General features: G+C 70.1%; 24 protein-coding genes and 2 tRNA genes. 13 read left to right on the top strand and 13 right to left on the bottom strand.

The features are described from left to right. Positions 1 to 116 precede the first annotated feature (116 nt). A complete protein-coding gene (locus tag AC0680_RS03940) occupies positions 117 to 1442 on the bottom strand; it encodes an ABC transporter permease (RefSeq protein ID WP_478624667.1) in 1326 nt (441 codons plus the stop codon). A gap of 157 nt (positions 1443 to 1599) precedes the next feature. Here AC0680_RS03940 and AC0680_RS03935 point away from each other — a divergent pair, with 157 nt between their 5' ends. Then, entirely contained in the window at positions 1600 to 2034 is a 435-nt protein-coding gene (locus AC0680_RS03935; protein ID WP_478624665.1) for a MarR family winged helix-turn-helix transcriptional regulator, read from the top strand. Positions 2035 to 2119: 85 nt separating this feature from the next. Here AC0680_RS03935 and AC0680_RS03930 read toward each other — a convergent pair whose 3' ends face one another. Then, a complete protein-coding gene (locus AC0680_RS03930; protein WP_478624664.1) occupies positions 2120 to 2482 on the bottom strand; it encodes a winged helix-turn-helix transcriptional regulator in 363 nt (120 codons plus the stop codon). A 126-nt stretch (positions 2483 to 2608) separates the two neighbouring features. Between AC0680_RS03930 and AC0680_RS03925 the strand changes: the two genes are divergently transcribed. Next, complete coding sequence (locus AC0680_RS03925; protein WP_478624662.1) at positions 2609 to 3259, top strand: FMN-dependent NADH-azoreductase; 651 nt, start codon at positions 2609 to 2611, stop codon at positions 3257 to 3259. A 150-nt stretch (positions 3260 to 3409) separates the two neighbouring features. Here the strand turns inward: AC0680_RS03925 and AC0680_RS03920 are convergent, their stop codons facing one another. After that, positions 3410 to 4636, bottom strand: a complete 1227-nt coding sequence (locus tag AC0680_RS03920) for an MFS transporter (protein ID WP_478624660.1) — start codon at positions 4634 to 4636, stop codon at positions 3410 to 3412. A 153-nt stretch (positions 4637 to 4789) separates the two neighbouring features. On the opposite strand from AC0680_RS03920, the gene AC0680_RS03915 reads away from it, so the two are divergent. Next, entirely contained in the window at positions 4790 to 5755 is a 966-nt protein-coding gene (locus AC0680_RS03915; protein ID WP_478624659.1) for a LysR family transcriptional regulator, read from the top strand. Positions 5756 to 6111: 356 nt separating this feature from the next. Here the strand turns inward: AC0680_RS03915 and AC0680_RS03910 are convergent. Beyond that, positions 6112 to 6195 (bottom strand) — tRNA-Leu (locus tag AC0680_RS03910). A gap of 524 nt (positions 6196 to 6719) precedes the next feature. On the opposite strand from AC0680_RS03910, the gene AC0680_RS03905 reads away from it, so the two are divergent. The 6 genes from AC0680_RS03905 (at position 6720) to pknB (ending at position 14766) form a co-directional block, all read left to right on the top strand. Further along, a complete protein-coding gene (locus AC0680_RS03905; protein WP_384424204.1) occupies positions 6720 to 7538 on the top strand; it encodes an FhaA domain-containing protein in 819 nt (272 codons plus the stop codon). Positions 7539 to 7548: 10 nt separating this feature from the next. Next, positions 7549 to 8076 carry an FHA domain-containing protein FhaB/FipA gene (locus AC0680_RS03900; protein WP_468976011.1) on the top strand — a complete coding sequence of 176 codons (528 nt, stop codon included), beginning with the start codon at positions 7549 to 7551 and terminating at the stop codon, positions 8074 to 8076. A 130-nt stretch (positions 8077 to 8206) separates the two neighbouring features. Next, on the top strand, positions 8207 to 9760 hold the full coding sequence (locus AC0680_RS03895) for a PP2C family protein-serine/threonine phosphatase (protein WP_478624657.1): 1554 nt from the start codon (positions 8207 to 8209) through the stop codon (positions 9758 to 9760). Between the two features lie 23 nt (positions 9761 to 9783). Continuing rightward, positions 9784 to 11166 carry an FtsW/RodA/SpoVE family cell cycle protein gene (locus AC0680_RS03890; RefSeq protein WP_399145875.1) on the top strand — a complete coding sequence of 461 codons (1383 nt, stop codon included), beginning with the start codon at positions 9784 to 9786 and terminating at the stop codon, positions 11164 to 11166. After that, the gene (locus tag AC0680_RS03885; RefSeq protein WP_478624654.1) at positions 11163 to 12632 is read left to right on the top strand and encodes a peptidoglycan D,D-transpeptidase FtsI family protein; all 1470 of its coding nucleotides are present in this window, start codon (positions 11163 to 11165) and stop codon (positions 12630 to 12632) included. Before AC0680_RS03890 ends, AC0680_RS03885 begins: the two co-directional genes overlap by 4 nt. A 145-nt stretch (positions 12633 to 12777) precedes the next feature. Continuing rightward, positions 12778 to 14766 (top strand): Stk1 family PASTA domain-containing Ser/Thr kinase, encoded by a 1989-nt coding sequence (pknB, locus tag AC0680_RS03880; RefSeq protein WP_478624653.1) that lies wholly within the window; start codon positions 12778 to 12780, stop codon positions 14764 to 14766. A 118-nt stretch (positions 14767 to 14884) separates the two neighbouring features. On the opposite strand, the gene AC0680_RS03875 is transcribed toward pknB, so the two are convergent. From AC0680_RS03875 to AC0680_RS03850, 6 genes are all read right to left on the bottom strand, one after another. Further along, positions 14885 to 15628: a class E sortase gene (locus AC0680_RS03875; RefSeq protein ID WP_478624651.1), complete on the bottom strand. Its 744-nt coding sequence runs from the start codon at positions 15626 to 15628 to the stop codon at positions 14885 to 14887. A 25-nt stretch (positions 15629 to 15653) separates the two neighbouring features. Beyond that, complete coding sequence (locus AC0680_RS03870) at positions 15654 to 17087, bottom strand: class E sortase (RefSeq protein ID WP_478624650.1); 1434 nt, start codon at positions 17085 to 17087, stop codon at positions 15654 to 15656. Next, positions 17084 to 17740: an aminodeoxychorismate/anthranilate synthase component II gene (locus tag AC0680_RS03865; protein ID WP_468975941.1), complete on the bottom strand. Its 657-nt coding sequence runs from the start codon at positions 17738 to 17740 to the stop codon at positions 17084 to 17086. Before AC0680_RS03865 ends, AC0680_RS03870 begins: the two co-directional genes overlap by 4 nt. After that, entirely contained in the window at positions 17737 to 17913 is a 177-nt protein-coding gene (locus AC0680_RS03860) for a hypothetical protein (protein ID WP_384424213.1), read from the bottom strand. Before AC0680_RS03860 ends, AC0680_RS03865 begins: the two co-directional genes overlap by 4 nt. 81 nt (positions 17914 to 17994) lie before the next feature. Next, positions 17995 to 18696, bottom strand: a complete 702-nt coding sequence (locus tag AC0680_RS03855) for a class E sortase (protein WP_478624648.1) — start codon at positions 18694 to 18696, stop codon at positions 17995 to 17997. Positions 18697 to 18733: 37 nt separating this feature from the next. Further along, on the bottom strand, positions 18734 to 19504 hold the full coding sequence (locus AC0680_RS03850) for a DUF881 domain-containing protein (RefSeq protein ID WP_478624647.1): 771 nt from the start codon (positions 19502 to 19504) through the stop codon (positions 18734 to 18736). A 179-nt stretch (positions 19505 to 19683) separates the two neighbouring features. Here AC0680_RS03850 and crgA point away from each other — a divergent pair, with 179 nt between their 5' ends. Continuing rightward, on the top strand, positions 19684 to 19938 hold the full coding sequence (crgA, locus tag AC0680_RS03845) for a cell division protein CrgA (protein WP_384424216.1): 255 nt from the start codon (positions 19684 to 19686) through the stop codon (positions 19936 to 19938). A 236-nt stretch (positions 19939 to 20174) separates the two neighbouring features. On the opposite strand, the gene AC0680_RS03840 is transcribed toward crgA, so the two are convergent. Next, positions 20175 to 21083 (bottom strand): rhomboid family intramembrane serine protease, encoded by a 909-nt coding sequence (locus tag AC0680_RS03840; protein ID WP_478624645.1) that lies wholly within the window; start codon positions 21081 to 21083, stop codon positions 20175 to 20177. Positions 21084 to 21217: 134 nt separating this feature from the next. After that, a complete protein-coding gene (locus AC0680_RS03835) occupies positions 21218 to 21745 on the bottom strand; it encodes a peptidylprolyl isomerase (RefSeq protein ID WP_384424218.1) in 528 nt (175 codons plus the stop codon). Between the two features lie 297 nt (positions 21746 to 22042). Here AC0680_RS03835 and AC0680_RS03830 point away from each other — a divergent pair, with 297 nt between their 5' ends. Beyond that, the gene (locus AC0680_RS03830; RefSeq protein ID WP_478624644.1) at positions 22043 to 22765 is read left to right on the top strand and encodes a DUF5324 family protein; all 723 of its coding nucleotides are present in this window, start codon (positions 22043 to 22045) and stop codon (positions 22763 to 22765) included. A 183-nt stretch (positions 22766 to 22948) separates the two neighbouring features. Here the strand turns inward: AC0680_RS03830 and AC0680_RS03825 are convergent. Next, a tRNA-Ala gene (locus AC0680_RS03825) sits at positions 22949 to 23021 on the bottom strand. A gap of 127 nt (positions 23022 to 23148) precedes the next feature. On the opposite strand from AC0680_RS03825, the gene AC0680_RS03820 reads away from it, so the two are divergent. Both AC0680_RS03820 and AC0680_RS03815 read left to right on the top strand, forming a co-directional pair. Then, a complete protein-coding gene (locus tag AC0680_RS03820; protein ID WP_384424220.1) occupies positions 23149 to 23697 on the top strand; it encodes a helix-turn-helix domain-containing protein in 549 nt (182 codons plus the stop codon). A 48-nt stretch (positions 23698 to 23745) separates the two neighbouring features. Then, entirely contained in the window at positions 23746 to 25074 is a 1329-nt protein-coding gene (locus AC0680_RS03815) for a serine/threonine-protein kinase (protein ID WP_478624641.1), read from the top strand. Positions 25075 to 25086 lie beyond the last annotated feature (12 nt).

Raw genomic sequence — 25086 nt, 5'->3', positions numbered from 1 at the left:
GGCTCAGTCGCAATCGCAACCGCAGTCGCAGTCGCAGCAACCGCCATGGCAATCGCAGCGCCAATCCCCACACACCGAACGCCAACCACCGGCCACCGGCCACCAACCACCGCCCGCTAAACCCCCACAGCCTCCTCCAGTTCCTCCTCCAGATCCTCGTCCCGAGCACCCCTCGGCCGCCGCGGCGGCACCGTCGCCGCCACCGCGGCAGCAGCCACCGCCACCGCGTTGGCGGCGGTCTCCGCCTCCGCTGCGCGCCGCCGCTTCTCGGCCAGCGCCGCCGCACCGACCGCCAGCACGCCGACGACCAGCCACCACACCAGCGTCCAGAGGTGTCCGGACAGGCCGTAGCCGTCGAAGTAGACATGGCTGCGGGTGCCCTCCACGAAGCCCGCGCCGTTCCAGAAGGAGTGCAGGGCCGCAAAGAACCCGTTCTGCATCTCGGGGCGGAAAATCCCGCCGGAGGAGGTGAAGTTGAGCATCACGAAGAGGGCCATCACACCGAGCGTCGTCCAGCGCTTGAGGAAGGTGTGCAGGCCGGTGCCGATCAGCAGGATGCCGGCGGAGTAGAGCCACGCCATGCCCCACACGCCCCACAGGCCGTGGTCGACGAGGTGGAACACGGGGCCCGCGAACGCCGCGCCGATGAGGCTGACCACGAAGGACGTGCCGATCGCCAGCGCCGCCCGGAGCCGGAGCGGCAGCACGGCTCCGGCTCCGCCGATCACCGCCACCGAGGCGTACGAGCCGATGCTGATCGCGACCAGGAGGAAGAAGACGCCCTGGCCGGTGGGGTCGTCCTCGGCGGTCGGCGCCACGTCGGTGACCTTCAGCGGGGCGCCCTGCTGCGCGGCGAGAGGAGTGAAGATCTTCTGGACGACGGAGGCGCTGGTGTCGGATCCGGCGGTCGCCACCAGCAGCTCGGGCGCCGGCCCAGCGAAGCCCGCCGCTGCCGCCCCCGCACCCCCCACGGCATCCGCCGAAGCATCCCTCGCACCATGCGAGTTCACACCACGCGAGCTCACACCATGCGAGTTCGTGCCACGCGAGTTCACACCATGCGAGTTCGCGTCCCGCGCCTTCGCGCCCCGCGCCGTCGCGTCGATCACGTACGCGCCGAAGATGTCCTGGTGCTTGAGCTGCTCGACCGCCGCCGCCCGGTTGCCGACGGTCCGTACCTCCAGCTCGCCGTGTGCCCTGTCGTTGATCGACTGAGCGAGCAGCTGAGCGCTTCGGCTCGATCCGACGACCGCCACGGGCAGGTCGTGCGGCGCGGGGTTCGCGAACGCGCCCAGGTACGCCAGGCCCATGCCGATGCACATCAGCAGCGGGGTGATCAGGTGCGTCAGGACATGGCGCAGCCCGGTGGAGTGGGCGGGGCGCGCGGAACGGTGGCCGCCGTGTCCTTCGCTTCGGTGGTCGGGACGTCGGACCGTACTCATGGGCAGGCCTTCTCAGCTCGTCGGCTCGGCTGTCGCCACCAGATGTCCGCCGTCACCCCCAGTGGCGCCGTTGTCACCGGCTACCGACCCCATCTAGTTGGCAAATACAACTCTCAATTACGTTGTACTATACAACCACCTCTAGGAAAGGCAAACCGTGGCCCACCGCGATGACTCCGTCGAGACCATCCAGCAGGAGATGACCGCGTTCGCCCGACGAGCCCGCGCCACCGCCGCCCGGATGCACCCCGAGCTGTCACTGGTCTCCTACACCCTGCTGGCACACCTCGACGACCAGCACGGATGCCGCGCCACGGACCTCGCGGCGCACTACTTCCTGGACAAGTCCACGGTCAGCCGGCAGATCGCCGCACTGGAGAAACTCGGCTTCGTCGAGCGCCGCGTCGACCCGGACGACCAGCGCGTCCAGGTACTCCACCCCACCGAGAAGGGCGCCCAGGTACTCGCCAACGTCACCGCCAGCCGCCGCCAGGCGTTCCATCAGCGGCTGGCCGACTGGGACGAGGCCGACCTCGACCGCTTCGCGACGTACCTGCGGCGCTACAACGCCGCACAGGAGCCGCTCGAGTAAGGCCCCGGAAGCCGGGCAGTCTTCCCGCCCCTGGGGCGGCGCCACCCGCCCACTCCCCACAGCAGGCCAATTGCCCCGCAGCCGGCTACTTGCGGAAGCGCTCCGGACACTGCCCCCCGTCGGCGAGGTACGTCTCCGCCCAGCGCCCCAGTTCCTTCAGCGCGGGCTCCATCGCCCGACCGGCCTCCGTCAGCCGGTACGAGACGCGCAGCGGCGGTCCCGCGTCCACCTCGCGAACCAGCAGACCGGTCGCCGCCAGCTCCATGAGGCGGTCGGAGAGCATCCGCTCACTGATCCCGGGAATGGCCCGCCGCAGATCGGCGAAGTGCACCGGGCCCGGCATCAGAGTGGCGACGATCAGCCCCGTCCAGCGCTTCCCGAACAGCTCGAAGACGCGCGCCATGCCGTCGTCGACCTGCCTGCACATCGCCTCGCCGTGGTCCGCCATACACCCAGAGTACCGCCTTCTCGTTGGCTACTGCAGAAAAGTAAGCTCCTGTGTTATTAATAGGGACGTACGGAATTCAACCAGCGGCCGCGCCCCGTCCGACCGCGAACCGAAGGACCGATTCCCATGGCCACGCTTCTGCTCATCGACTCCTCCCTCTTCCCCGAGGGCGGCTCCGCCTCCCGCTCCGTCACCGCGGCCTTCCGCAAGGCCTGGGAGGAGCAGCACCCCGACGGCACGGTCATCCACCGCGACCTGGCCACCGACCCGCTGCCGCACCTCGACGGCGTCGCCGCCTCCGCCGCCTTCTCCGACCCGTCCACCCACACCCCCGAGCAGCAGGCCGCCTTCGCGCTGCGGGTCGAGCTCGCCGAGGAGCTGGAGAAGGCCGACGCGGTCGTGATCGCGGCGCCGATGTACAACTTCACGATCCCCTCGACGCTCAAGGCGTGGCTCGACCAGGTGATCATCATGGGCCGCACGGCGGGCGAGACGCCGTCCGCCAAGGGCACCCCGGTCACCGTCGTCGCCAGCCGCGGCGGTTCGTACGCACCGGGCACGCCCCGAGAGTCCTTCGAGTACGTCCAGAACTACCTCGAGGCCGTCCTGAACGGCGGCATGGGCCTCGACGTCGACTTCATCGTCCCCGAGCTCACCATGGCCCCCAGCAACCCGGCGATGGCCGACCTGGTCCCCCTGTACGAGACCTCCCGGGACAAGGCCCACCAGGACGCGGCCGCCAAGGCCAAGGCCCTGGCCGAGCGCCTCGCCGCCTGAGACCCACCACCCGCGCCCGCCCCGGGGGCACCGGCCACACCGCCCCACCCCTGGCCCACGCCCCCGGGCCCGCGCCCACTTCCTCCGTCGCACCACCCCGCCAACGGGTCCCGCGGCAGACACCCGACAGCCGCTCCCCCTCCGCCCCACCTACATCCGCGGCCCCCTCCCCACTCCCACCGTCACCAGCGCCCCCACCGCCAGCGCACCGCCCAGCCACATCACGCCCACCACGCCCCAGCCGTCCGCGGCCCGGCCGCCGAGCAGGGCGCCCAGCGCGATGGCCCCGTTGAACACCGCCACGAACAGCGCGGACGCCGCCTCCCGGGCCCCCGGCGCGGCGGCCATCAGCCAGGTCTGGGTGCTGACGGACACGCCCCCGTAGGCCAGACCCCACACGGCCACCAGCAGGGCCGCTCCCGGCACCCCGGCGCCGCGCCCCAGCAGCGGCACCAGCAGCACCGCGCCCGCGAGCACCCCGCAGATCGCCAGCAGCGCCGCCCGGGGTGCGCGCGCCGCACCGGCACCGGCGGCGAAGTTGCCCGCCAGGCCCGCCAGGCCGAACGCCAGCAGCAGCGTGCCGATCTGGTCCGCCCGCGCACCGGCCACCTGCTCCAGGACCGGCCGCACATAGGTGTACGCCGCGAAGTGGCCCGTCACCAGGAGCGCCACCAGCAGCAGTCCGGTCCGCACGGAAGCGCCGCGCAGCAGCCCGAGCACGCCGTTCAGCCGGACCGCCCGGTCCTCCGGCAGCGGCGGCAGCAGTACGGCCAGGGCAGCCGCCACCGCGCCGCAGACCACGGCCATCGCCACGAACGCGCTGCGCCAGCCGCCCAGTTCACCCAGGAACGTGCCGGCCGGCACCCCCAGCACCGACGCCGCGGCGACCCCGCTGAAGATCAGGGAGGTGGCCGCCGGGACCCGGCTGCCGGGCACCAGCCGCACCGCGAGCCCCGCGGCGATCGCCCATACCCCTCCCATCCCCAGCCCCACCAGCACCCGTGCCGCCAGCAGCACCACGGCATTCGGCGCATACGCCGCGACCAGGTTCGCCACCGCCAGCGTGCCCATCAGGGCGACCAGCACCGCACGCCGGTCCCGCCGCCCCACCAGCAACGTCAGCACCGGCGCGGCCACCGCCGCGACCAGGCCCGTCACGGTCAGGGTCAGTCCCGCCGTGCCGTCCGAGACACGCAGCTCCCGGCCGATCGGCGTCAGCAGCCCCACCGGCAGCATCTCCGACGTCACCACGGTGAACGTCGCCGCCGCCAGCGCCCCCACCGCCGGCCAGCCACCGCCCCGTACTCCCGCCAACTCCCCCGACCGTCCACCTGGTTCACTTCCGCGGACCGCCGTCCCGCCCTCACCGTTCGTCATGTCCCCAGCCAACGCCCGCACCCTCCGGGGAACAACGGCCAACTCCTCACCCTTCTATGAGCAGCACTTATCGATCCGTCCACGAGCAGGACGCATCGATCCGTAGAGCCATGCCACCGGCCACCACCTCACGAACGCCCCACGAAGGACCCCATGAGCGGCAGCGGCCCACCGGCCACGACCACCACCGCCCACCGCCCCGCCCCCGGGCTCGAACTGCGCGAGCTGGAGTGCTTCCTCGTCCTGTCCGAGGAGCTGCACTTCGGCCGCACCGCCGAGCGGCTGTACGTGTCGCAGAGCCGCGTCAGCCAGCTCCTGCGGGCCCTGGAGTCCCGGATCGGCGCCCGCCTGGTGGACCGCACCAGTCGCCGGGTCCGCCTGACTCCGCTCGGCGAGGAGTTCCGTATGTCGCTGCGCCCCGCCTACGACGCACTGCGCGCCACCGTGGAGCGCGCCCGCAGCGCCGCCCGCGGCATCGAGGGCCGGCTGACGATCGGCTTCCAGGGCACCGCGGACGACCGCATCATGCGGGCCATCGACGCCTTCCACCGCCGCCACCCGGCCTGCGCCACCCAGATCGTCGAGATCCCGCTCTGCGACCCCTTCGGCGCGCTGCGCAGCGGCACCGTCGACGTCGCCGTCACGCTGCTGCCCATGGCCGAGCCCGATCTCACCCTCGGTCCGGTCTTCTCCGCCCAGCAGCAGACCCTCGCGGTGTCCGTACGCCACCCGCTGGCGGCCCGGGCCACGATCACCGCCGAGGATCTCGCCGGCGTCGCCCTGATCTCCCCGGGCGACCCCGCGCCCGCCTACTGGCGCGCGGCCCACGCCCCGGCCGCCACCCCCCAGGGCCGCCCGATACCCGCCGGCCCCAGGGTCAGCACCCTGCAGGAGGGCCTCACCCTGACCGCCGCCGACCGCGGCGGGATGCTGCTGTGCCGGCCCACCGCCGACTATCACGGCCGCCGCGACATCGCCTTCGTCCCCGTCACCGGCCTGCCGGACTCCGTCCTGGGGCTCGTCCACCACACCGAGCGCGAAACGGCCCGCGTCCGCGCCTTCCGCACGGCCGTGACCGAGATCGCGGACCCGGCAGAGGGCCTCACAACGACCACGTAGGCGAGGAAGGTGCCGGAGGAATCAAGGCGTGGTGGACCCAAGGAAAGATGAAATAGACGAAAAAGGCGAAATGGATAGAAGAGAAGAAGGTGGCGAAGTGGGTGAACGAAAGGAAGGAAATGAAACGGACAAAGAGAACGAAGCACGCTAAAGAAGGCCCGGCGCCCGCGAAGGTGCGGTAGCCCTCGAGCGTCCCGCCCGAGCACCCCGCGCCCGCCCGCACTCTCCCGCGCCCCGCCCGGACTCGGCCCGTCCCCGCCCCACCCGCCAAAGCCCGTGACATACCCAACAACGTGACGAAGACAACAAGAAACCCCCAGTCTCCGGATTTCTCCGGAGACCGGGGGTCTCATCTGTGCGCGAGGGGGGAGTTGAACCCCCACGCCCTTTCGGGCACTGGAACCTGAATCCAGCGCGTCTGCCTATTCCGCCACCCGCGCATGGGTGCTGTCGTTTGATTCTCTCACGTGATCCGGGGTGTTCCGTCCGGGTCTTGTGCGAGCGCCTTCCGACATCCAGAACATTAGCACGCTGGCAGGGGTGGGTTCACACGCCTTTCCTCCGGGCACCCGGGTCGGGGTGGCACCCTGCTCGCCTCGGGCATTCGCCGAGTGCCACCCCGAGGGGTCACACTCGCGGTAGCCGCAACCGGAACGGGTCCGCCCGGGCCACCCCGGAGGCGGCCGGAACGGCTCGTGCCGCACGGTGTCCGGCTCCGGCCCCCGCCCGGCAGGGGTGGTCGGCGGTTGCGGGACACTGTCTTCGGGGCACATCTACGATCGCAGTGCACAAGCAGTGGGCAAGGAGCAAGCAAGCACCGGGCAACCCTGTGAGGGGCGACACTCGTCCTCAAGGCGGGAAAGGGGAACCAGCCGATTTCCCGACGCGTGGATACGATCAGTAAGCAGTATCAGGACGACCCGATCAGGACGACCCCGACGAAGACTGAGGAAGGAGGTGCCCCGTGGGAGTACTGAAGCGTTTCGAGCAGCGTCTCGAAGGTCTCGTCAACGGCACCTTCGCCAAGGTGTTCAAGTCAGAGGTGCAGCCCGTTGAGATCGCCGGCGCCCTGCAGCGCGAGTGCGACAACAACGCCACCATCTGGAACCGCGACCGCACCGTCGTCCCCAACGACTTCATCGTGGAGCTGAGCGCGCCGGACTACGAGCGCCTCAGCCCCTACTCCGGCCAGCTCGGCGACGAGCTCGCCGGCATGGTCCGCGACTACGCCAAGCAGCAGCGCTACACCTTCATGGGGCCGATCAAGGTCCATCTGGAGAAGGCCGACGATCTCGACACCGGCCTGTACCGCGTCCGCAGCCGTACGCTCGCCTCCAGCTCGTCCCAGGACCAGCCGGGCCCGGCGGCGGCCCATCGTGCCCCCGCGGTGCCCCGCGGCGGCCATGTGAGCCCGCCTCCCATGCCCGCGTCCCCGCCTCCCGGCGGCGCACAGCCCGTACCCCGTACGGCACCGCCCGGTGCAGGACCGCAGCCCTACGCGCAGACCAGGCGCTGGATCGAGATCAACGGCACCCGCCACCAGATCTCGCGCCCCACTCTCGTGCTGGGCCGCAGCACCGACGCTGACGTACGGATCGACGACCCGGGTGTCTCCCGGCGTCACTGTGAGATCCGGGTCGGAACGCCCCCCACGATCCAGGATCTGGGTTCCACGAACGGCATCGTGGTAGACGGGCAGCACACCACTCGCGCTAATCTCCGCGACGGCTCGCGGATTGTCGTGGGCAGTACCACCATCGTTTACCGGCAAGCCGAAGGGTGAAGCGGGGGCAATGTCAGAGCTGACCCTCACGGTCATGCGGTTGGGTTTCCTCGCCGTACTGTGGCTGTTCGTCATCGTGGCCGTACAGGTCATCCGCAGCGATCTGTTCGGCACGCGCGTCACACAGCGCGGTGCCGCCCGGCGCGGCGGGCCGGATGCGCGTACGCAGCGCCAGGCTGCCGCGCCCCCGCAGCAGCCGCGCCGCCAGGAAGGCGGCCGCGGAAACAACCGCCAGCGCCGCGGAGCCCCCACGAAGCTGGTGGTCTCCGAAGGCTCGCTGACCGGCACCACCGTCGCCCTCCAAGGCCAGACGATCTCCCTGGGCCGTGCGCACGACTCCACGATCGTGCTGGACGACGACTACGCGTCCAGCAGGCATGCCAGGATCTACCCGGACCGTGACGGCCAGTGGATCGTCGAGGACCTCGGTTCCACCAACGGCACGTACCTGGACCGGACCCGACTGACGACCCCGACACCGATTCCGCTGGGAGCCCCGATCCGCATCGGCAAGACCGTCATCGAGCTGCGGAAGTAGTGACAATGAGCGAGCGCAGCGAGCGAGCCGCGGCGGTCCACTCGGCGGACCCGGGCGTGCTCCCGACCGGAGGGTGGGCAGTGTGGCTCGACGAGACCGGCTGTACCCCGAGCCGACGGGTGAGGTGCGCATGAGTCTGTCACTGCGCTTCGCCGCCGGATCGCACAAGGGCATGATCCGCGAGGGCAACGAAGACTCCGGCTACGCCGGGCCGCGCCTGCTCGCCATCGCCGACGGCATGGGCGGCCAGGCCGCCGGCGAGGTCGCCTCCTCCGAGGTGATCTCCACGCTCGTCCAGCTCGACGACGACGTTCCGGGCTCGGACCTGCTGACGTCGCTCGGCAGCGCCGTACAGCGCGCCAACGACCAGCTGCGGGTGATGGTCGAGGAGGACCCCCAGCTCGAGGGCATGGGCACGACCCTGACCGCCCTGCTGTGGACCGGGCAGCGGCTCGGGCTCGTCCATGTCGGCGACTCCCGCGCGTATCTGCTGCGCGACGGCGTGCTGACCCAGATCACCCAGGACCACACCTGGGTGCAGCGGCTGGTCGACGAGGGCCGGATCACCGAGGAAGAGGCCACCACCCATCCGCAGCGTTCGCTGCTGATGCGGGCGCTGGGCAGCGGCGATCACGTCGAGCCGGATCTGTCGATCCGCGAGGTGCGGGCCGGCGACCGGTATCTGATCTGCTCGGACGGGCTGTCCGGAGTCGTCAGCCACCAGACGCTGGAAGAGACCCTCGCCAGCTACCACGGGCCGCACGAGACGGTGCAGGAGCTGATCCAGCTCGCGCTGCGCGGCGGCGGCCCCGACAACATCACCTGCATCGTCGCCGACGTCCTGGACGTGGACGGCAACGAGTCGATGGCCGGGCAGCTCAACGACACCCCGGTGATCGTGGGTGCCGTCGCGGAGAACCAGCACCAGCTGAGCGACCCCAGCACGATGCAGACGCCCGCCGCCCGGGCCGCCGAGCTCGGCCGGCCCGGAGGCCAGCCGGCCGCCCCCGGAGGCGCCTTCGGCCCGCCCGGAAGCGGTGGCCCCGAGGTCGGCGGTCCGCCGCAGGGCTCCTTCGGCGCGTTCATGGACGAGGACTTCGTCAAGCCCAAGCGCGGCAGATGGATCAAGCGGTCCCTGTTCATCGCGCTCGCCCTGGCCGTCGTCGGCGGCGGTCTGTACGCGGGCTACCGCTGGACGCAGACCCAGTACTTCGTCGGCACCAAGGAGGGCCACGTCGCGCTCTACCGGGGTATCAGCCAGGACCTCGCGTGGATCAAGCTCAACGACGTGGACGAGGACCACCCCGAGATCGAACTCAAGTACCTGCCGCTGTACCAGCGCAACCAGGTCAGGGAGACCATCCCGGTCGACAGCCGTTCCCAGGCCGCCACGAAGGTCGCCGAGCTGAGCAAGCAGGCCAACGCCTGCCGCAGCAAGGAGCAGCGGGAGGCCGCCGAGCGCGAGGCGGCCCGCAACAAGGGCAAGGGCCAGGCGGGCACGCCCGCCAAGCCCGGGACGCCCACCAAGCCGGGGACGCCGACGGCCAAGCCCGGTTCCACCGACAAGGCCGGCGCGGCCGGTACCCTCGCGGCGACCGTGACCCCGACTCCCACACCCACTCCCAGCCAGGCCCCTTCCGAGGAGCAGCTGAAGCTGGAAAAGAATTGCAGCACCCAGCAGTGAGGGCGTAGGGGGCCGGACATCTCATGAGCAGTACCACCAACACCACCACCATCGGCACCATCGGAGCCCCGAGCCGCCGCAACACCGAGCTGGCCATGCTGGTCTTCGCGGTGCTGATCCCCGTGTTCGCGTACATCAACGTCGGACTGGCGAAGGACGGGTCGGTGCCGGCCGGTGTGCTGGGCTACGGCCTGGGCCTCGGTCTGCTGGCGGGCGTCACCCACCTCGTCGTCCGCAAGTGGGCGCCGTACGCCGACCCGCTGATGCTGCCCATCGCCACCCTGCTCAACGGCCTGGGGCTGGTCTTCATCTGGCGGCTCGACCAGGAGCCCTCGCTGGGCAAGGCGATGGCGCCCAACCAGCTGATGTGGTCCACGCTCGGTGTGGCGCTGTTCCTCGGCATCCTGATCTTCCTCAAGGACCACCGCGTCCTGCAGCGCTACACCTACATCTCGATGGTGGTCGCGCTGGTGCTGCTGGTCGCGCCGATGTTCTTCCCCGGCGTGAACGGCGCGAAGATCTGGATCACGATCCCCGGCCTCGGCTCGCTGCAGCCCGGCGAGTTCGCGAAGATCATCATCGCGATCTTCTTCGCCGGCTACCTGATGGTGAAGCGGGACGCGCTGGCGCTGGCCAGCCGCCGCTTCATGGGGCTCTACCTCCCGCGCGGCCGCGACCTCGGCCCGATCCTGGTCATCTGGGCGCTGAGCCTGATGATCCTGGTCTTCGAGACCGACCTGGGTACCTCGCTGCTGTTCTTCGGCCTGTTCGTCGTGATGCTGTACGTCGCGACCGAGCGGACCAGCTGGATCGTGTTCGGCCTGCTGCTCAGCGCCGGCGGCGCGGTCGCGGTGGCGTCGTTCGAGTCGCACGTCCAGACGCGTGTGCACAACTGGCTCAACCCGCTGGAGCTGCTCGACGGCGGTGTCACCGAGACCGCCCAGGCCATGTACTCCTTCGGCTCCGGCGGCATCCTGGGCTCCGGCCTGGGACAGGGCTACTCCCGCCTGATCCTGGGCATCGCGCCGAAGAGCGACTACATCCTCGCCACCGTCGGCGAGGAGGTCGGACTGGCCGGGCTGATGGCCATCCTGCTGCTGTACGGCCTGCTGATCGAGCGCGGTATCCGTACCGCGCTGGCCGCCCGTGACCCGTTCGGCAAGCTGCTGGCCGTCGGCCTCTCCGGCGCGTTCGCGCTGCAGGTCTTCGTCGTCGCCGGCGGTGTGACGGGCCTGATCCCACTGACGGGTATGACGATGCCGTTCCTCGCCCAGGGTGGCTCCTCCGTGATCGCCAACTGGGCGCTGGTGGGGATCCTGCTCCGGATCAGCGACACCGCACGCCGCCCGGCACCGGCCCCCGCCCCGTCCACCGACGCCGAGATGACCCAGGTGGTCCGCCCGTGAACAAGCCTCTGCGCCGGGTCGCGATCTTCTGCGGCCTGCTCGTCCTCGCCCTGCTCGTCCGCGTCAACTGGGTGCAGTTCGTCAAGGGCGACGAGCTCAAGAACGACCCGCACAACCGTCGGGTGGCCATCGAGCGCTACAGCACGCCGCGGGGCAACATCATCGTCGACGGCAAGGCGGTCACCGGCTCCACGACCACCGACAGCGGTGACTTCAAGTACAAGCGCACGTACAAGAACGGCAAGATGTGGGCGCCGGTCACCGGCTACGCCTCGCAGGCCTTCGACGCCAACCAGCTCGAGAAGCTCAACGACGGCATCCTCACCGGCACCGACGACAGGCTCTTCTTCAGCCGCACGGTCGACATGTTCACCGGCAGCAAGCAGAAGGGCGGTGACGTGGTGACCACCCTGAACGCCAAGGCGCAGAAGGCCGCCTTCGCCGGCCTGGGCGACCAGAAGGGCGCGGTCGCCGCGATCAACCCGGAGACCGGCGCGATCCTGGCGCTGGCCAGCACCCCGTCGTACGACCCGTCCACCTTCGCCGGGATGAGCGACAAGGACGCCAAGGCCTACCTCGGGCTGCAGAAGAAGAACAACCCCGACGAGCCGATGCTCAACCGGGCGCTGCGCCAGACCTACCCGCCGGGCTCGACCTTCAAGGTCGTCACGGCCGCGGCGGCCCTGGAGAACGGCCTCTACACCGACGTCGACTCCAAGACCGATTCGCCGCTGCCCTACACGCTGCCCGACACGGCCGGCCTCCAGCTGAAGAACGAGGGCAACATCCCGTGCGAGAACGCCAGCCTGCGGGAGGCGCTGCGGGTGTCCTGCAACACGGTGTTCGGCAAGATCAGCGCGGACCTCGGCAACAAGAAGATGAAGTCCGAGGCGGAGAAGTTCGGCTTCAACAACGCGAAGATCGACACTCCGGTCCGCGCCGCGGAGAGCATCTTCCCCACGGACAACCGGCCGCAGAACGCCATGGCGGGCATCGGCCAGGCCTCCAACCGCGCCACCCCGCTGCAGATGGCCATGGTCGCCTCGGCGGTCGCCAACGGCGGCAAGCTGATGAAGCCGTACATGGTCGAGCAGCTGGTCGCGCCGAACCTCAACGTGGTCCAGCAGCACACGCCGCAGGAGATGAGCCAGCCGCTCTCGCCGGAGAACGCGCAGAAGATCCAGAGCATCATGGAGACCGTGGTCAAGGAGGGCACGGGAACCAACGCCCAGATCCCGGACGTCACAGTCGGCGGTAAGACCGGTACGGCGCAGCACGGCGAGAACAACAAGGACAACCCGTACGCCTGGTTCATCTCCTACGCGAAGACCGACAAGGGCACTCCCGTCGCGGTCGCCGTCGTCATCGAGGGATCCGACACCCTCCGCGACGACATCGCCGGTGGCAAGCTCGCCGCGCCGGTCGCCAAGCGCGTCATGGAGGCGGTACTCGAAGGCGAGAAGTGACTCGGGTCATGCCCATACCGGTCATATATCAGGTTGCGGCTCTGACCCGATCCGAAGTGGCGTGCCGGGTACGGTAGCCCGGACAGCACACCGCCGGACCACACACCGGTGCGGTCGGGACTGACGGAGAGGGCTGGAGAAGCTTATGGAAGAGCCGCGTCGCCTCGGCGGCCGGTACGAGCTGGGCTCGGTGCTCGGCCGCGGTGGCATGGCCGAGGTGTACCTCGCGCATGACACCCGCCTGGGCCGCACCGTAGCTGTGAAGACGCTGCGGGTGGATCTCGCTCGTGACCCGTCCTTCCAAGCCCGGTTCCGCCGTGAGGCCCAGTCGGCCGCCTCGCTGAACCATCCGTCGATCGTCGCGGTCTACGACACCGGCGAGGACTACGTCGACGGGGTCTCGATCCCGTACATCGTCATGGAGTACGTGGACGGCTCCACCCTGCGTGAGCTGCTGCACTCCGGGCGGAAGCTGCTGCCCGAGCGTTCGCTGGAGATGACCACCGGTGTCCTCCAGGCGCTGGAGTACTCCCACCGGGCCGGCATCGTCCACCGCGACATCAAGCCGGCCAACGTCATGCTGACGCGCACCGGCCAGGTCAAGGTCATGGACTTCGGTATCGCCCGTGCGATGGGCGATGCCGGGATGACGATGACGCAGACCGCGGCGGTCATCGGCACCGCGCAGTACCTCTCGCCCGAGCAGGCCAAGGGCGAGCAGGTCGACGCCCGCTCCGACCTGTACTCCACCGGCTGTCTGCTCTACGAACTGCTCACGGTCCGGCCGCCGTTCATCGGCGACTCACCGGTCGCGGTGGCCTACCAGCATGTCCGCGAGGAGCCGCAGAAGCCGAGCAACTTCGACCCCGAGATCACGCCGGAGATGGACGCCATCGTCCTGAAGGCGCTGGTCAAGGACCCGGACTACCGCTACCAGTCGGCCGATGAGATGCGCGCCGACATCGAGGCGGCGCTGGAGGGCCAGCCGGTCGCGGCGACCTCCGCCATGGGCGCGGCCGGCTACGACCAGGACCAGCCGACCACGATGCTGCGTCCGCAGGATCCGGCGGGCCAGACCTCCATGCTCCCGCCGATGAACCCGGACGACGGCGGCTACGGCTATGAGGATCGTGGCGACCGGCGGCGCGGCGGCGGCCAGAAGAAGAGCCACACCTCGACGATCCTGCTGGTGCTCGCGGCGGTCCTCGTCCTGGTCGGTGCGATCTTCATCGGCAAGGCGATGTTCAAGGGCGGCAACAAGAGCACCGAGACGACGGTGCCCAACCTCGTCGGGAAGACCCTGTCGGAGGCCAAGGACTTCGGGGTCAACGGCGGCTTCAAGGTGGCCCTGGGCGGCCGCAAGGCCTGCGACAACGTCAAGAAGGGCCAGGTCACCGAGCAGGAACCGGCCGCGGGCGGCGACATCAGCAAGGGCGAGACGGTCTCGGTCACGCTGTGCTCGGGGGGTGTGAAGATCACTGTTCCCGACGTCAAGGGTCTGACGTTCGAGAACGCCTCCAAGGAGCTGCAGAACAAGGGCTTCACCAACGTCACGCAGAAGCAGCAGGAGTCCGACCGCACGCCGGGCACCGTCATCGACCAGGACCCCACGAGTCAGAGCAAGGCGTCCAAGAACGCGAAGATCACGCTGACCGTGGCCCAGGCGAGCCCGAAGACGAAGGTCCCGCCGGTCGTGGGGCAGGACGCCGCCGCGGCGGAGAAGCAGCTGAGGGACCTCGGCTTCGACGTCAGCAAGTCCGAGCAGGAGACCCCCGACCCGAACCAGGTCGGCAAGGTGCTCACGCAGACGCCTGACGGAGGCACCGAGGCCAAGAACGGCTCCACGGTCACCCTCACGATCGGCAAGGCTGCGGCGCAGACCCCCATGCCGGACGTGCGGGGCAAGAAGCTCAAGGAAGCCAAGCAGGCGCTGCAGCAGGCCGGATTCACCAACATCCAGGTCGCTGCGGGCAGTTCACCGGACGACAACGCCCGTGTGATCACCCAGGACCCGCAGCCGCAGACGCCGTCCGACCCCAAGACCGCCACCGTGACGCTGACCACCGTCGGTGGTGGCGGTGGTGACGGCGGCGACGACGGTGGCGGCTTCTTCGGCGGACCGTTCGGCGGCTGACGGCCGGCGTCCGTGAAGTGACGGCACAGTGGAGCCCCGGCAGCCCTTGGAGGGCGGCCGGGGCTTCATCGTGCGTGCGCGAGGTCCTGGCGGGCGCTTGCGGGGTGCTGCGGGCCGGTCAGCCCAACTCCTTCGGCGGTGTGCGGTCCGCGTCGACCTTCTCCGTGCGGACCAGCTCGCCCCAGACGATGTAGCGGTAGGTCGAGGTGTAGACCGGGGTGCAGGTCGTCAGGGTGATGTAGCGGCCCGGCTTGCGCTTGCCGGACTCCTTGGGGACCTTGTTGAGGACGTCGACGTTGTACTTCGAGGTCTGGGGGAGCGTCGCGTAGACCTTGTAGACGTACCAGGTGTCCTTGGTCTCGAAGACGATCGGGTCGCCGTCCTTGAGCTTGTCGATGTTGTGGAACTTCGCGCCGTGACCGTCACGGTGCGCGGCGAGGGTGAAGTTGCCCTTCTTGTCCTGGGGCAGCGCCGACTTGACCGGCTTGGTGTAGTAGCCGGCCACCCCCTCGTTGAGGACGTCTTCGGCGGTGCTCTTCTTGACCAGCACCTCACCGTTGTTCATCGCCGGTACGTGCAGGAAGCCGATGCCGTCCTTGGTGTCCAGCTCCCCCGGCCCCTTGGGCCCGCTGCTCGCCCAGTGCTGGCGCACCTGGTCGCTCTGCTTGTGCGCCTCGCGGTCGGCGAGGACATTGGTCCACCACAGCGAGTAGGCGACGAAGAGGCCCATGATCAGACCGGCCGTGATCAGCAGCTCGCCGATGACGCTGACGATGGCGGCAATGGTCCTGCGTACCCGGCGTCGCGGCTTGGGTGGCGGCGCGAACCGGTCGCTGTCCTCGTCGGTTCCGGTTGCAGTCACCGCGTAGTACCCCTTTTGTGTTCGCTCAGCCGGCGAGCGCTTCCGGTTTGCCCTTGCTCCGCGGCCGCTCGTCGACCATCTTGCCCCAGACGATCATCCGAAAGGTACTGGTGAACTCCGGCGTGCACGTCGTCAGGGTGATGTAGCGCCCCGGCCCCGTGAATCCCGAGCCGGGCGGTACCGGACCGATCACGCTGGTGTTGCTCGGAGACGTCTGCGGGAGGATGCTCTCCATCTCGTACGTGTAGTACGAGCTCTGCGTCTCGACGATGATCTTGTCGCCCTTGGTGAGCTTGTTGATGTACCGGAACGGCTCACCGTGCGTGTTGCGATGGGCGGCGACCGCGAAGTTGCCCTTCTTGTCCCAGGGCATCGCCGTCTTGAGCCCGCTGCTCTTGTCGTAGTGACCGACCATGCCGTGGTCCAGCACGCTGGGCTTGTCGATGCCCTCGGCGATCGGCGCCTTCACATCCAGCTTGGGGATGTACATGATCCCGAAGCGCTCGCCGGCCGCGAGATTCTTCTTCTCCCCGCCGCCCTTGTCCCACTCGTGCTGGAGGTTGTTGGCGGCGCCGCCCGCCTCCTGCTCGGCCATCACATTCGTCCACCACAGCTGGTAGGTGACGAACAGCAGCATCAGTACGCCGAGGGTGATGAACACCTCGCCCAGCGCGCGGCTGACGATCAGGCTGGGGCTGTCCTTGGCGGCACGGGCGGCCCGTCGGGCCTCCAGCCGGGATGTGGGTGCGGGAGCCGGTTCAGCGGCCGTCGCAGCGGCCGCTGTGGCGGTGGCCGCATCTCCGCGCCGGCCACGCCTGCCGCCTCGCTTGGCGGCCTCCTGAGCGGCCTTACGCCGGGCCGCACGGCCGCCGACTGCCGGGGTGGACGCCGATGTCGATGTTTCACGTGAAACGGCCGTGTCGGTTTCACGTGAAACGGTGCCCCCGCCGCGCTTCTCGGCCTGCCGCAGCGCCATGGTCTCGTCGTCCGGCCCCTGCGCGGCGGGAGCGGGCGCGGAGCGGGACGCGGGGCCGAAGGGCTGCTGCGGTCCCCGTGGGGCGGGGGGCGCCGCCGGGGCCGGCCGTTGCGGCGCCGGGGCCGGCCGTTGCGGCGCCGGGGCCGGCCGTTGCGGCGTCTGCTGCGGCGTCTGCTGCGGCCGGAACCACGGTGAGCCCGGCAGCCCCTCCTCCGCCGGCTTGCCCCGGCGGCGCCCCCGGCCCGGTTGGTCGAGCAGACTCGGCGTGGGCGCCGGTGCGGGCGCGGGGGCCGGCGTGGGCGGCGGCGATGCCCGGCCCGGGAGCGGATCGTTCAGCGGGTCGTCGAGCCGCCCCACCGCCGCCTCGAACGCATCGGGGCGTCCGTGCGGGTCCTGCGACCCGTACGGTTCCTGCGACGCGTACGGCTGTTCCTCGTACGGGTCGTAGGATCTCCCTTCACGCTCGGGGCGCAGGGCGGTCACGCGCCGGCCTTGCCGACCACCGGGGCGAGCCCCGTCGAGCGCTCCACAGCTCCCTCGTCGCCGCATTCGACGAGCCAGTTGGCCAGCATCCGGTGTCCCCACTCGGTCAGTACCGACTCGGGGTGGAACTGCACACCCTCCACCGGCAGTTCGCGGTGCCGCAGGCCCATGACGATCCGTCCGCCGGGGACGTCCTCGGCCTCCGTCCAGGAGGTGACGATCAGTTCGTCGGGGACGGTGTCGGGCTCGACGGCCAGCGAGTGATAGCGGGTGGCGGTGAAGGGGGAGGGGAGGCCGGAGAAGACACCGACGCCCTCGTGGAGGACGGGCGAGGTCTTGCCGTGCAGCAGCTCGGGCGCGCGGTCCACCACGCCGCCGTAGGCGACCGCCATCGACTGCATGCCCAGGCACACGCCGAAGACCGGGACGCCGGTGTCCGCGCAGTGCCGGACCATGTCGACGCAGACGCCGGCCTGCTCGGGGGTGCCGGGACCGGGCGAGAGCAGTACCCCGTCGAAGCCGTCCTGGGCGTGCCGGGGCGCGACCTCGTCGTTGCGCAGCACCTCGCACTCGGCGCCCAGTTGGTAGAGGTACTGGACGAGGTTGAAGACGAAGCTGTCGTAGTTGTCGACGACAAGAATCCGTGCGGTCATCGGACGGCTGCCATCCCTTGGTCGACCGTGACGTCGTTGAAGGGCAGCAGCGGCTCCGCCCACGGAAAGACGTACTGGAAGAGCACGAAGACGATCGCCAGCACGAGCACCAGGGAAATCAGCGCCTTGACCCATGTGTTGCCCGGCAGATGCCGCCAGATCCAGCCGTACATGCTGTCGCTGTCCCCTTGCCGATGCCGATGACGATGTCGATTGCGACACCAGAGTAAAGGGCGAGGGCGGGCGCAGGGGGGTCAGCTCGTCAAAGCCGACGGCCTTCCCTGTGCCACGGGTTGGGTGGAGTCGAGGTGTGCCCAGGCGATCAGCCGGTGGCTGTGGCCCCATTCCGGCTCGCAGGTGGTCAGTGTGAGGTAGCGCCCGGGGCCGTTGAATCCGGACTTGCGCGGTACGGGGTCGATCACGCCGATGTCGCCGGGCAGCGTGGTGTAGGGCCGGTTGTCGATGCGGTAGGTGAACCAGGTCGTGCCGTCGGTCAGCACCACGGCGTCGCCGGGCCGCAGCCGCGGGAAGTCCTTGAAGGGGTCGCCGTAGGTGCGGCGGTGGCCGGCGACGGAGAAGTTGCCGACCTCGCCGAGGCGGGCGGTGCGGGCGTAGTGGCCGAGGCCTCGTTTGAGGACGTCGGTCCCGGTGCCTTCCAGTACGGGCTTGGCCCAGTCCGCGCCGAGGCGCGGAACGTACATGACGGCGAAGGAGCCGCCCGGCACATAGCGGCGGGGCCGCGGGGCCGGGGTGGGCTCGCCGGCGGCGGGATCGGGTCCGGGCTCGGTGGCCGGCGACGACGACCACTGGTGCTGGAGTTTGCCGATCTCGCCGTCCATGGCGCTGTCGGCCCGTACGCCGGTCCACAAGAGCAGGTAGACCACGAAGAGGACGATCAGCGCGCCGACGGTGACACAGGCCTCGCTGAGCGTCCGCACGATCCACCGCAGCGTCATCGGCCCCGCCCCTCCCCGCCGCCCCGCGGCGCGCGGGCTACGGCTTCACAGGCTGTGCGTAGTGGAGATCCACTGTGCCGGAGTAGCCGGGAAGAGTCATCGCCTCGTGCTGGTCGACTTTCCAGCCCAGTCCGTAGGCGTTGACGTACTGCAGATAGTTCTGGATGGCGGGGGAGGCGGTCAGTGCGTTGTTGAGCGCTTCGCGGTCGCCGACGGCGGTGACCTTGTACGGCGGGGAGTAGACCCGGCCCTGGAGGATCAGGGTGTTGCCGACGCAGCGCACCGCGCTGGTGGAGATCAGCCGCTGGTCCATGACCTTGATGCCCTTGGCGCCGCCCTGCCACAGGGCGTTCACCACGGCCTGCAGGTCCTGCTGGTGGATGACCAGGTCGTTGGGCTGCGGCTCGGGAACACCGGGGATCTTGGCGGTGGCGTTCGGCGGGGCGTCGGTGAGGGTGACGGTCACGCCCTGGCCGGACAGCGCCTTGGTGCCGGCGCTCTTCTCCAGCGCCTTGAGCTTGGCGTCCTCGGCCTTGGAGCTGCCGTTGTCGCGCTGGGCGAGGGCGTCGACCTCCTCGCGCAGGGTGGCGTTGCGGTCGTCCTGGGCGCCGTTTTTGTGGCTGCGTTCCTGGATGAGGTCGGACAGCCGCAGCATGGAGTCGTCCGAGCGTAGATTGGTGCCACGCGCGGTGTCGAAGCTCAGCCAGAAGAGCAGCCCGGCGAGCGCGAAGACGACCAGGGTGAGCAGCCGTACGGGCCGCAGTCGCAGGCGGACGGGGCGGCCGGAGGAGTCAGCGGAATTACTCAACGTACCCTTACTCCTTACGACGCCGCGGAAGCACTACGCTAACGGACGCCCGGGAAAGGAATCCGCTCCCCATCGCGTCCACAGCCCGGCGCACACCTCGTACCTCCCCCGCGCGGACAGGTCAGCCGCTCGAGCGACGTCGAGAGTGGGGGAGCAGCACATCGACAGGAGAGTTCCTCGTGCCGAAGTCACGGATCCGCAAGAAGGACGACTTCACGCCGCCGCCGGCGAAGACCACCAACCTGAAGATGGCCTCGGGCCGCGGCTGGGTGGCGCCGTTGATGCTGGCGATGTTCCTGATCGGGCTCGTGTGGATCGTGCTGTTCTACGTGTCGGAGGGCGATCTGCCGATCGCCGCCATGGGCAACTGGAACATCGTCTGCGGTTTCGGCTTCATCGCGGTGGGCTTCGGCGTATCCACACAGTGGAAGTAGCGCAAGCCCTGCCCAAGGCCATCCACACAGTTATCCACAGCCGGGGAAAACTTCAGAAGATCTGTGGATAACCCTCTGGAGGTTGACGCCGGTGTGATCGGCGGCACCCGCCCCTGACCTCCGCCTCCCCCTGTCCTTACTGGGGAAACGCAGGTCAGGGCGGCGTGGGACACCAGTTCCGCACAGCATGCACAAGATCGGCCACGTACTGTGGACAACTTGACGGGACGGGACCCTCAGCCCACCAGCTGAAGGGTCCGTACCCACACCACCGCGCCGATCGCGAGCAGCGCCACCGCACACGTCGCGAGATGGACCGCGTTGCGGCGGTCGCGCGGCGCGTGCACCATCCCGAACGCCACCGCGGCGCCCACCACCAGGCCCCCGACATGCGCCTGCCAGGCGATATGCGGCCACAGGAACGTGAAGGCCAGGTTGAGGCCGAGCAGGATCAGCACCGGCTTCATGTCGTAGCGCATCCGCCGCATCAGCACCGCGGTCGCACCCAGCAGCCCGAAGATCGCGCCGGACGCGCCCAGCGAGGGCTGGTTCTGCGCGGCGAGGAGGTAGGACAGGGCGCTGCCGCCCAGGCCCGCGAGCATGTACAGCGCGATGAACCGCAGCCGGCCGAGCGCCGCCTCCAGCGGCGGCCCCAGCCACCACAGCGAGAGCATGTTGAAGGCCATGTGCGGGATCTGCTGATGCAGGAACATCGCGGTCAGCAGGCGGTACCACTCGCCCTCGGCGACGCCGACGAGCTGGTACCGGCTCGGGTCGAAGGCGAGCCCCAGCAGGTCCAGCCGGCCCACCAGCTCGTCGCCGGTCGCCAGCACGGCGAGGAAGACAGCGGCGTTGAGGCCCAGCAGGATCTTGGTGACCAGCCGCGGATCGGCCGCGATGGTGCCGCCGGCGATCGTGCGCGGTGCCGTCGCCCCCGGGGCGTGGCCGGTCCCGCTGCCGCCTCGTACACAGTCCGGGCACTGGAAGCCGACCGAGGCACTGACCATGCAGTCCGGGCAGATCGGCCGGTCGCAGCGGGTGCAGCGGATGCCGGTCGGGCGATCCGGGTGGCGGTAGCAGCCCGGCAGGCCGTCGTCGCCCCGCGCGTTCTGCGGCTCCTGTGGGCTGCCTGGCACCTGGTCCATCGGTCCCCTCGTCCTCTTGCTGTGTGCGGGGCGCGGCACCCGCCCCGGAGGCGTCAAACACACCGCCCCGCCCGGAGTACGACCGGGCGGGGCGCAATGGTTCCCCCGGACCCGGCCGGGGCACAAGACGCGGCTCAGCGGGTCTCGATGACCACGGACTCGATGACCACGTCGTTGACCGGGCGGTCGGTGCGCGGGTTGGTCTGGGTGCCGGCGATCGCGTCGACGACCTTCTTGCCCGCCTCGGTGCTGACCTCACCGAAGATGGTGTGCTTGCCGGTCAGCCACGCGGTCGGCGAGACGGTGATGAAGAACTGCGAGCCGTTGGTGCCCGGGCCGGCGTTGGCCATGGCCAGCAGGTACGGCTTGTTGAAGGCGAGGTCGGGGTGGAACTCGTCCTTGAACTCGTAGCCGGGGCCGCCGGTGCCGTTGCCCAGCGGGTCGCCGCCCTGGATCATGAAGCCGCTGATCACGCGGTGGAAGACGGTGCCGTCGTAGAGCCGGTCCGTGGACTTCTTGCCGGTCGCCGGGTGGGTCCACTCCCGCTCGCCGTTGGCGAGCTCGACGAAGTTCTTGACCGTCGTGGGTGCGTGGTTCGGCAGAAGCCGGATCTCGATGTCGCCCTGGTTCGTCTTCAGGGTGGCGTAAAGCTGCTCAGCCACGATCAACCTTCCATAAGTCTGCTCTGACGGTTCCCGATCCTCGCATGGACAGGCCCAAGGGACGCACGACCACCACCTCTTCCCTGCCTTCGCACTGATTTCGGGCGCCGGACCGGCCCACGGCGCGGCCGTCGTCGCCGGCGGCCGCGGAAAGGGCCGCGCATGACCCGGATGGCCGCTCGCACATGCCGTACGGGCGCCGAGCGGGCATGATCTCCAAACGGGTGGACAGGCGATACAGCAGACATGGGGACCAACCCCCCAGCCCCCGGAGACGCCACCGAGGAGGAGGATCCCGTGACCCGCAAGCACAGCGTGCGCGCCGCGACCAGCACGGCCAAGGACAGCGTGCGGCACGCCGCGGAGGCGGTGGCACCGTATGCCGGTACGGCCAAGGACGCCGCCGTGCACTACGCGCACGAGGCCCGTACGCGCGTGGGCCCGAAGGTGGCCGAGGCCGCCCACCAGGCCCGCTCGCAGTACGACACCCATCTGCATCCGCGCATCGAGCACGCACGGGGCACGCTGCCGCCCAAGGTGGACGCCGCGGCGACCCAGGCGGCCCGCCGGACCCGCAAGGCGGCACGGCACGCCGCCGAGTACACCGCGCCGCGCCTGGAGCACGCCGTGACCAGTGCGCGGGCCGCGGCCGAGCCGGTCCGCGACGAGGCCCTCGCCCGCGGCAGCGCCGCGCTCGCCGCGCTCCGCGGCCAGGTGACCGCCGCCGAGATCACCAAGCTGCAGAAGAAGCACAGCCGCCGCGCCAAGTGCGGCAGGGTCACCAAGCGCCTCGCCGTGCTCGGCGTCATGGTCGGCGGTGCGGTCGCCGCCTGGAAGTGGTGGGACAAGCAGGCCAACCCGGACTGGCTGGTCGAGCCGCCGGCCCCCACCGAGGTCGGCGACCGCGGGCGGCTGAGCGCGGTCGACGGCAGCGAGGGCGCGCCGCTCGACCCCGAGGTGCAGTCCAAGCAGGCCGAGGCGGAGGCCGAGGAACGCCGCGGCGGAGGCAACACGGCCTGACCCCGGACGGCCGGAAACCACCGGGCCGTGCCCAGCGCCGTAGGAGGGCGGTGGGCACGGCCCGTTCGCGTACCGCCGCACCGACCCCGCCACGGCGTGGGTGACAGCCCGTCAGCACAGCCCGTTGGGAATGCAAAAAGCCCCTCTGACCAGCGGTGACGCCGATCGGAAGGGCTTTGGGAGTGGAGCCTAGGGGAGTCGAACCCCTGACATCTGCCATGCAAAGACAGCGCTCTACCAACTGAGCTAAGGCCCCTTCGCGCACCAGGGTACCCGGTGTCCGGCCGCTTTCCCGACCGGGTATCGCCGCACACCGTCGCTCTCCGTAGGATGCTTCGCGAGATTCGCGGCAGCGAAGCGACCGGGGAGACAGGGGACACGGCATGGACGCAGCACAGCAGGAAGCCACCGCGCGGGCCCGGGAGCTCCAGCGCAGTTGGTACGGGGAGCCTCTGGGTGCGCTGTTCCGCCGTCTCATCGACGACCTCGGTCTCAACCAGGCCCGGCTGGCCTCGGTGCTCGGCCTGTCCGCGCCGATGCTCTCCCAGCTGATGAGCGGGCAGCGCGCGAAGATAGGCAACCCGGCTGTGGTGCAGCGGGTCCAGGCGCTGCAGGAACTGGCCGGTCAGGTCGCGGACGGCAGCGTCAGCGCCGCCGAGGCCACCGACCGCATGGAGGAGATCAAGAAGACGGCGGGCGGCTCGGTGCTGAACAACACCGCGCAGCAGACCTCGTCGACGGGGGCGACCACGGTGCGGCGCGTGGTGCGTGAGATCCAGTCGCTGTTGCGATCGGTCTCCGACGCCGGGGACATCATCGATGCGGCGAACACCCTCGCCCCCACTCACCCCGAACTGGCAGAGTTTCTCCGGGTCTACGGTGCCGGTCGTACCGCGGACGCGGTCGCCCACTACGAGGCGCACCAGAACTAGACCCGCAGCCACAGGGGACGTCGTGAGTTCAGAAGCGGACGGGGCGCAATGGGTGAGATCTTCGCCGGTCGGTACGAGCTGATCGATCCGATCGGGCGGGGCGGGGTGGGCGCGGTCTGGCGCGCCTGGGACCACCGGCGCCGCCGCTATGTCGCGGCCAAGGTGCTGCAGCAGAGCGACGCGCACACGCTGCTGCGGTTCGTCCGCGAACAGGCGCTGCGGATCGATCATCCGCATGTGCTGGCCCCGGCGAGCTGGGCCGCGAACGACGACAAGGTGCTGTTCACCATGGACCTGGTGAACGGCGGCTCGCTGGCGCATCTGATCGGCGACTACGGACCGCTGCCGCCGCGGTTCGTGTGCACGCTCCTGGACCAGCTGCTGGCCGGGCTCACCGCGGTGCACGCCGAGGGCGTGGTGCACCGCGACATCAAGCCGGCGAACATCCTGCTGGAGTCCACCGGCACCGGCCGGCCGCATCTGCGGCTGTCGGACTTCGGCATCGCGATGCGCAAGGGCGAGCCGCGCCTGACCGAGACCAACTATGTGGTGGGCACGCCCGGTTACTTCGCGCCGGAGCAGATGCTGGGTGCCGAACCGGACTTCCCGGCGGACCTGTTCGCGGTCGGTCTGGTCGCGGTGTATCTGCTCACCGGCACCAAGCCGGACGCCGAGGCCCTGGTCGGGCACTTCGCGCAGCACGGCATCCCCAGCGCGCCCGAGGGCGTGCCGGAGCCGCTGTGGCAGGTCCTGGCGTCCTTGGTGCACCCGAACCCGGACTCCCGGTTCAAGACGGCCACGGGCGCGCGCAAGGCGGTCCTGGCGGCGGTCGAGATGCTGCCGGACAGCACGATCGAGGAAGAGGTCGTCGAGGTCTTCGACCACATAGGGCCGCTGCCGGCCGGGTTCGGACCGGACGGGCCCCTGGCGGCCGAGGATCCTTCCGGGACGCCGACGTCCGGCGCCGCAGTGGGCGGCGGTGCCACCGGGCACGGCTCCATGTCGGACACCGGCAGCTTCCAGCTCGCACCGCCGGAGCCGAGCACCCCGCCGACACCGACACCGACATCGGCATCCGCATCGGCACCGGCTTCCACCCCGCCTCCCGTGCCGATGCCGGCGCAGACCCCTCCCCCGCCGCCCGCGTACGAGCCCACGGCCGCCGTCCGCCCGGACTACCCCGCGACCCGCCCCTACACGGCCGGGCCGCACCCCGTCCCCGGACCGTCTCCGCTCGGCGCGACCGTCTCCGCCCCGGGCGCGGCGACGCCCGCGCCGTACAGGAAGCCGGGACCGCCCCCGAAGGTCGCGATCCCGGTGCTGATCGTCGCGCTGCTGTGCATCGCGGTCGGGGTCTGGGCGCTGGTCTCCGCCTGACGCGCCGCTGCG

This window comes from Streptomyces sp. NPDC043738 (assembly GCF_056436545.1).
The sequence above is the reverse complement of the archived record's forward strand: the minus strand, read 5'-3'. Positions and strand labels throughout refer to the sequence as shown.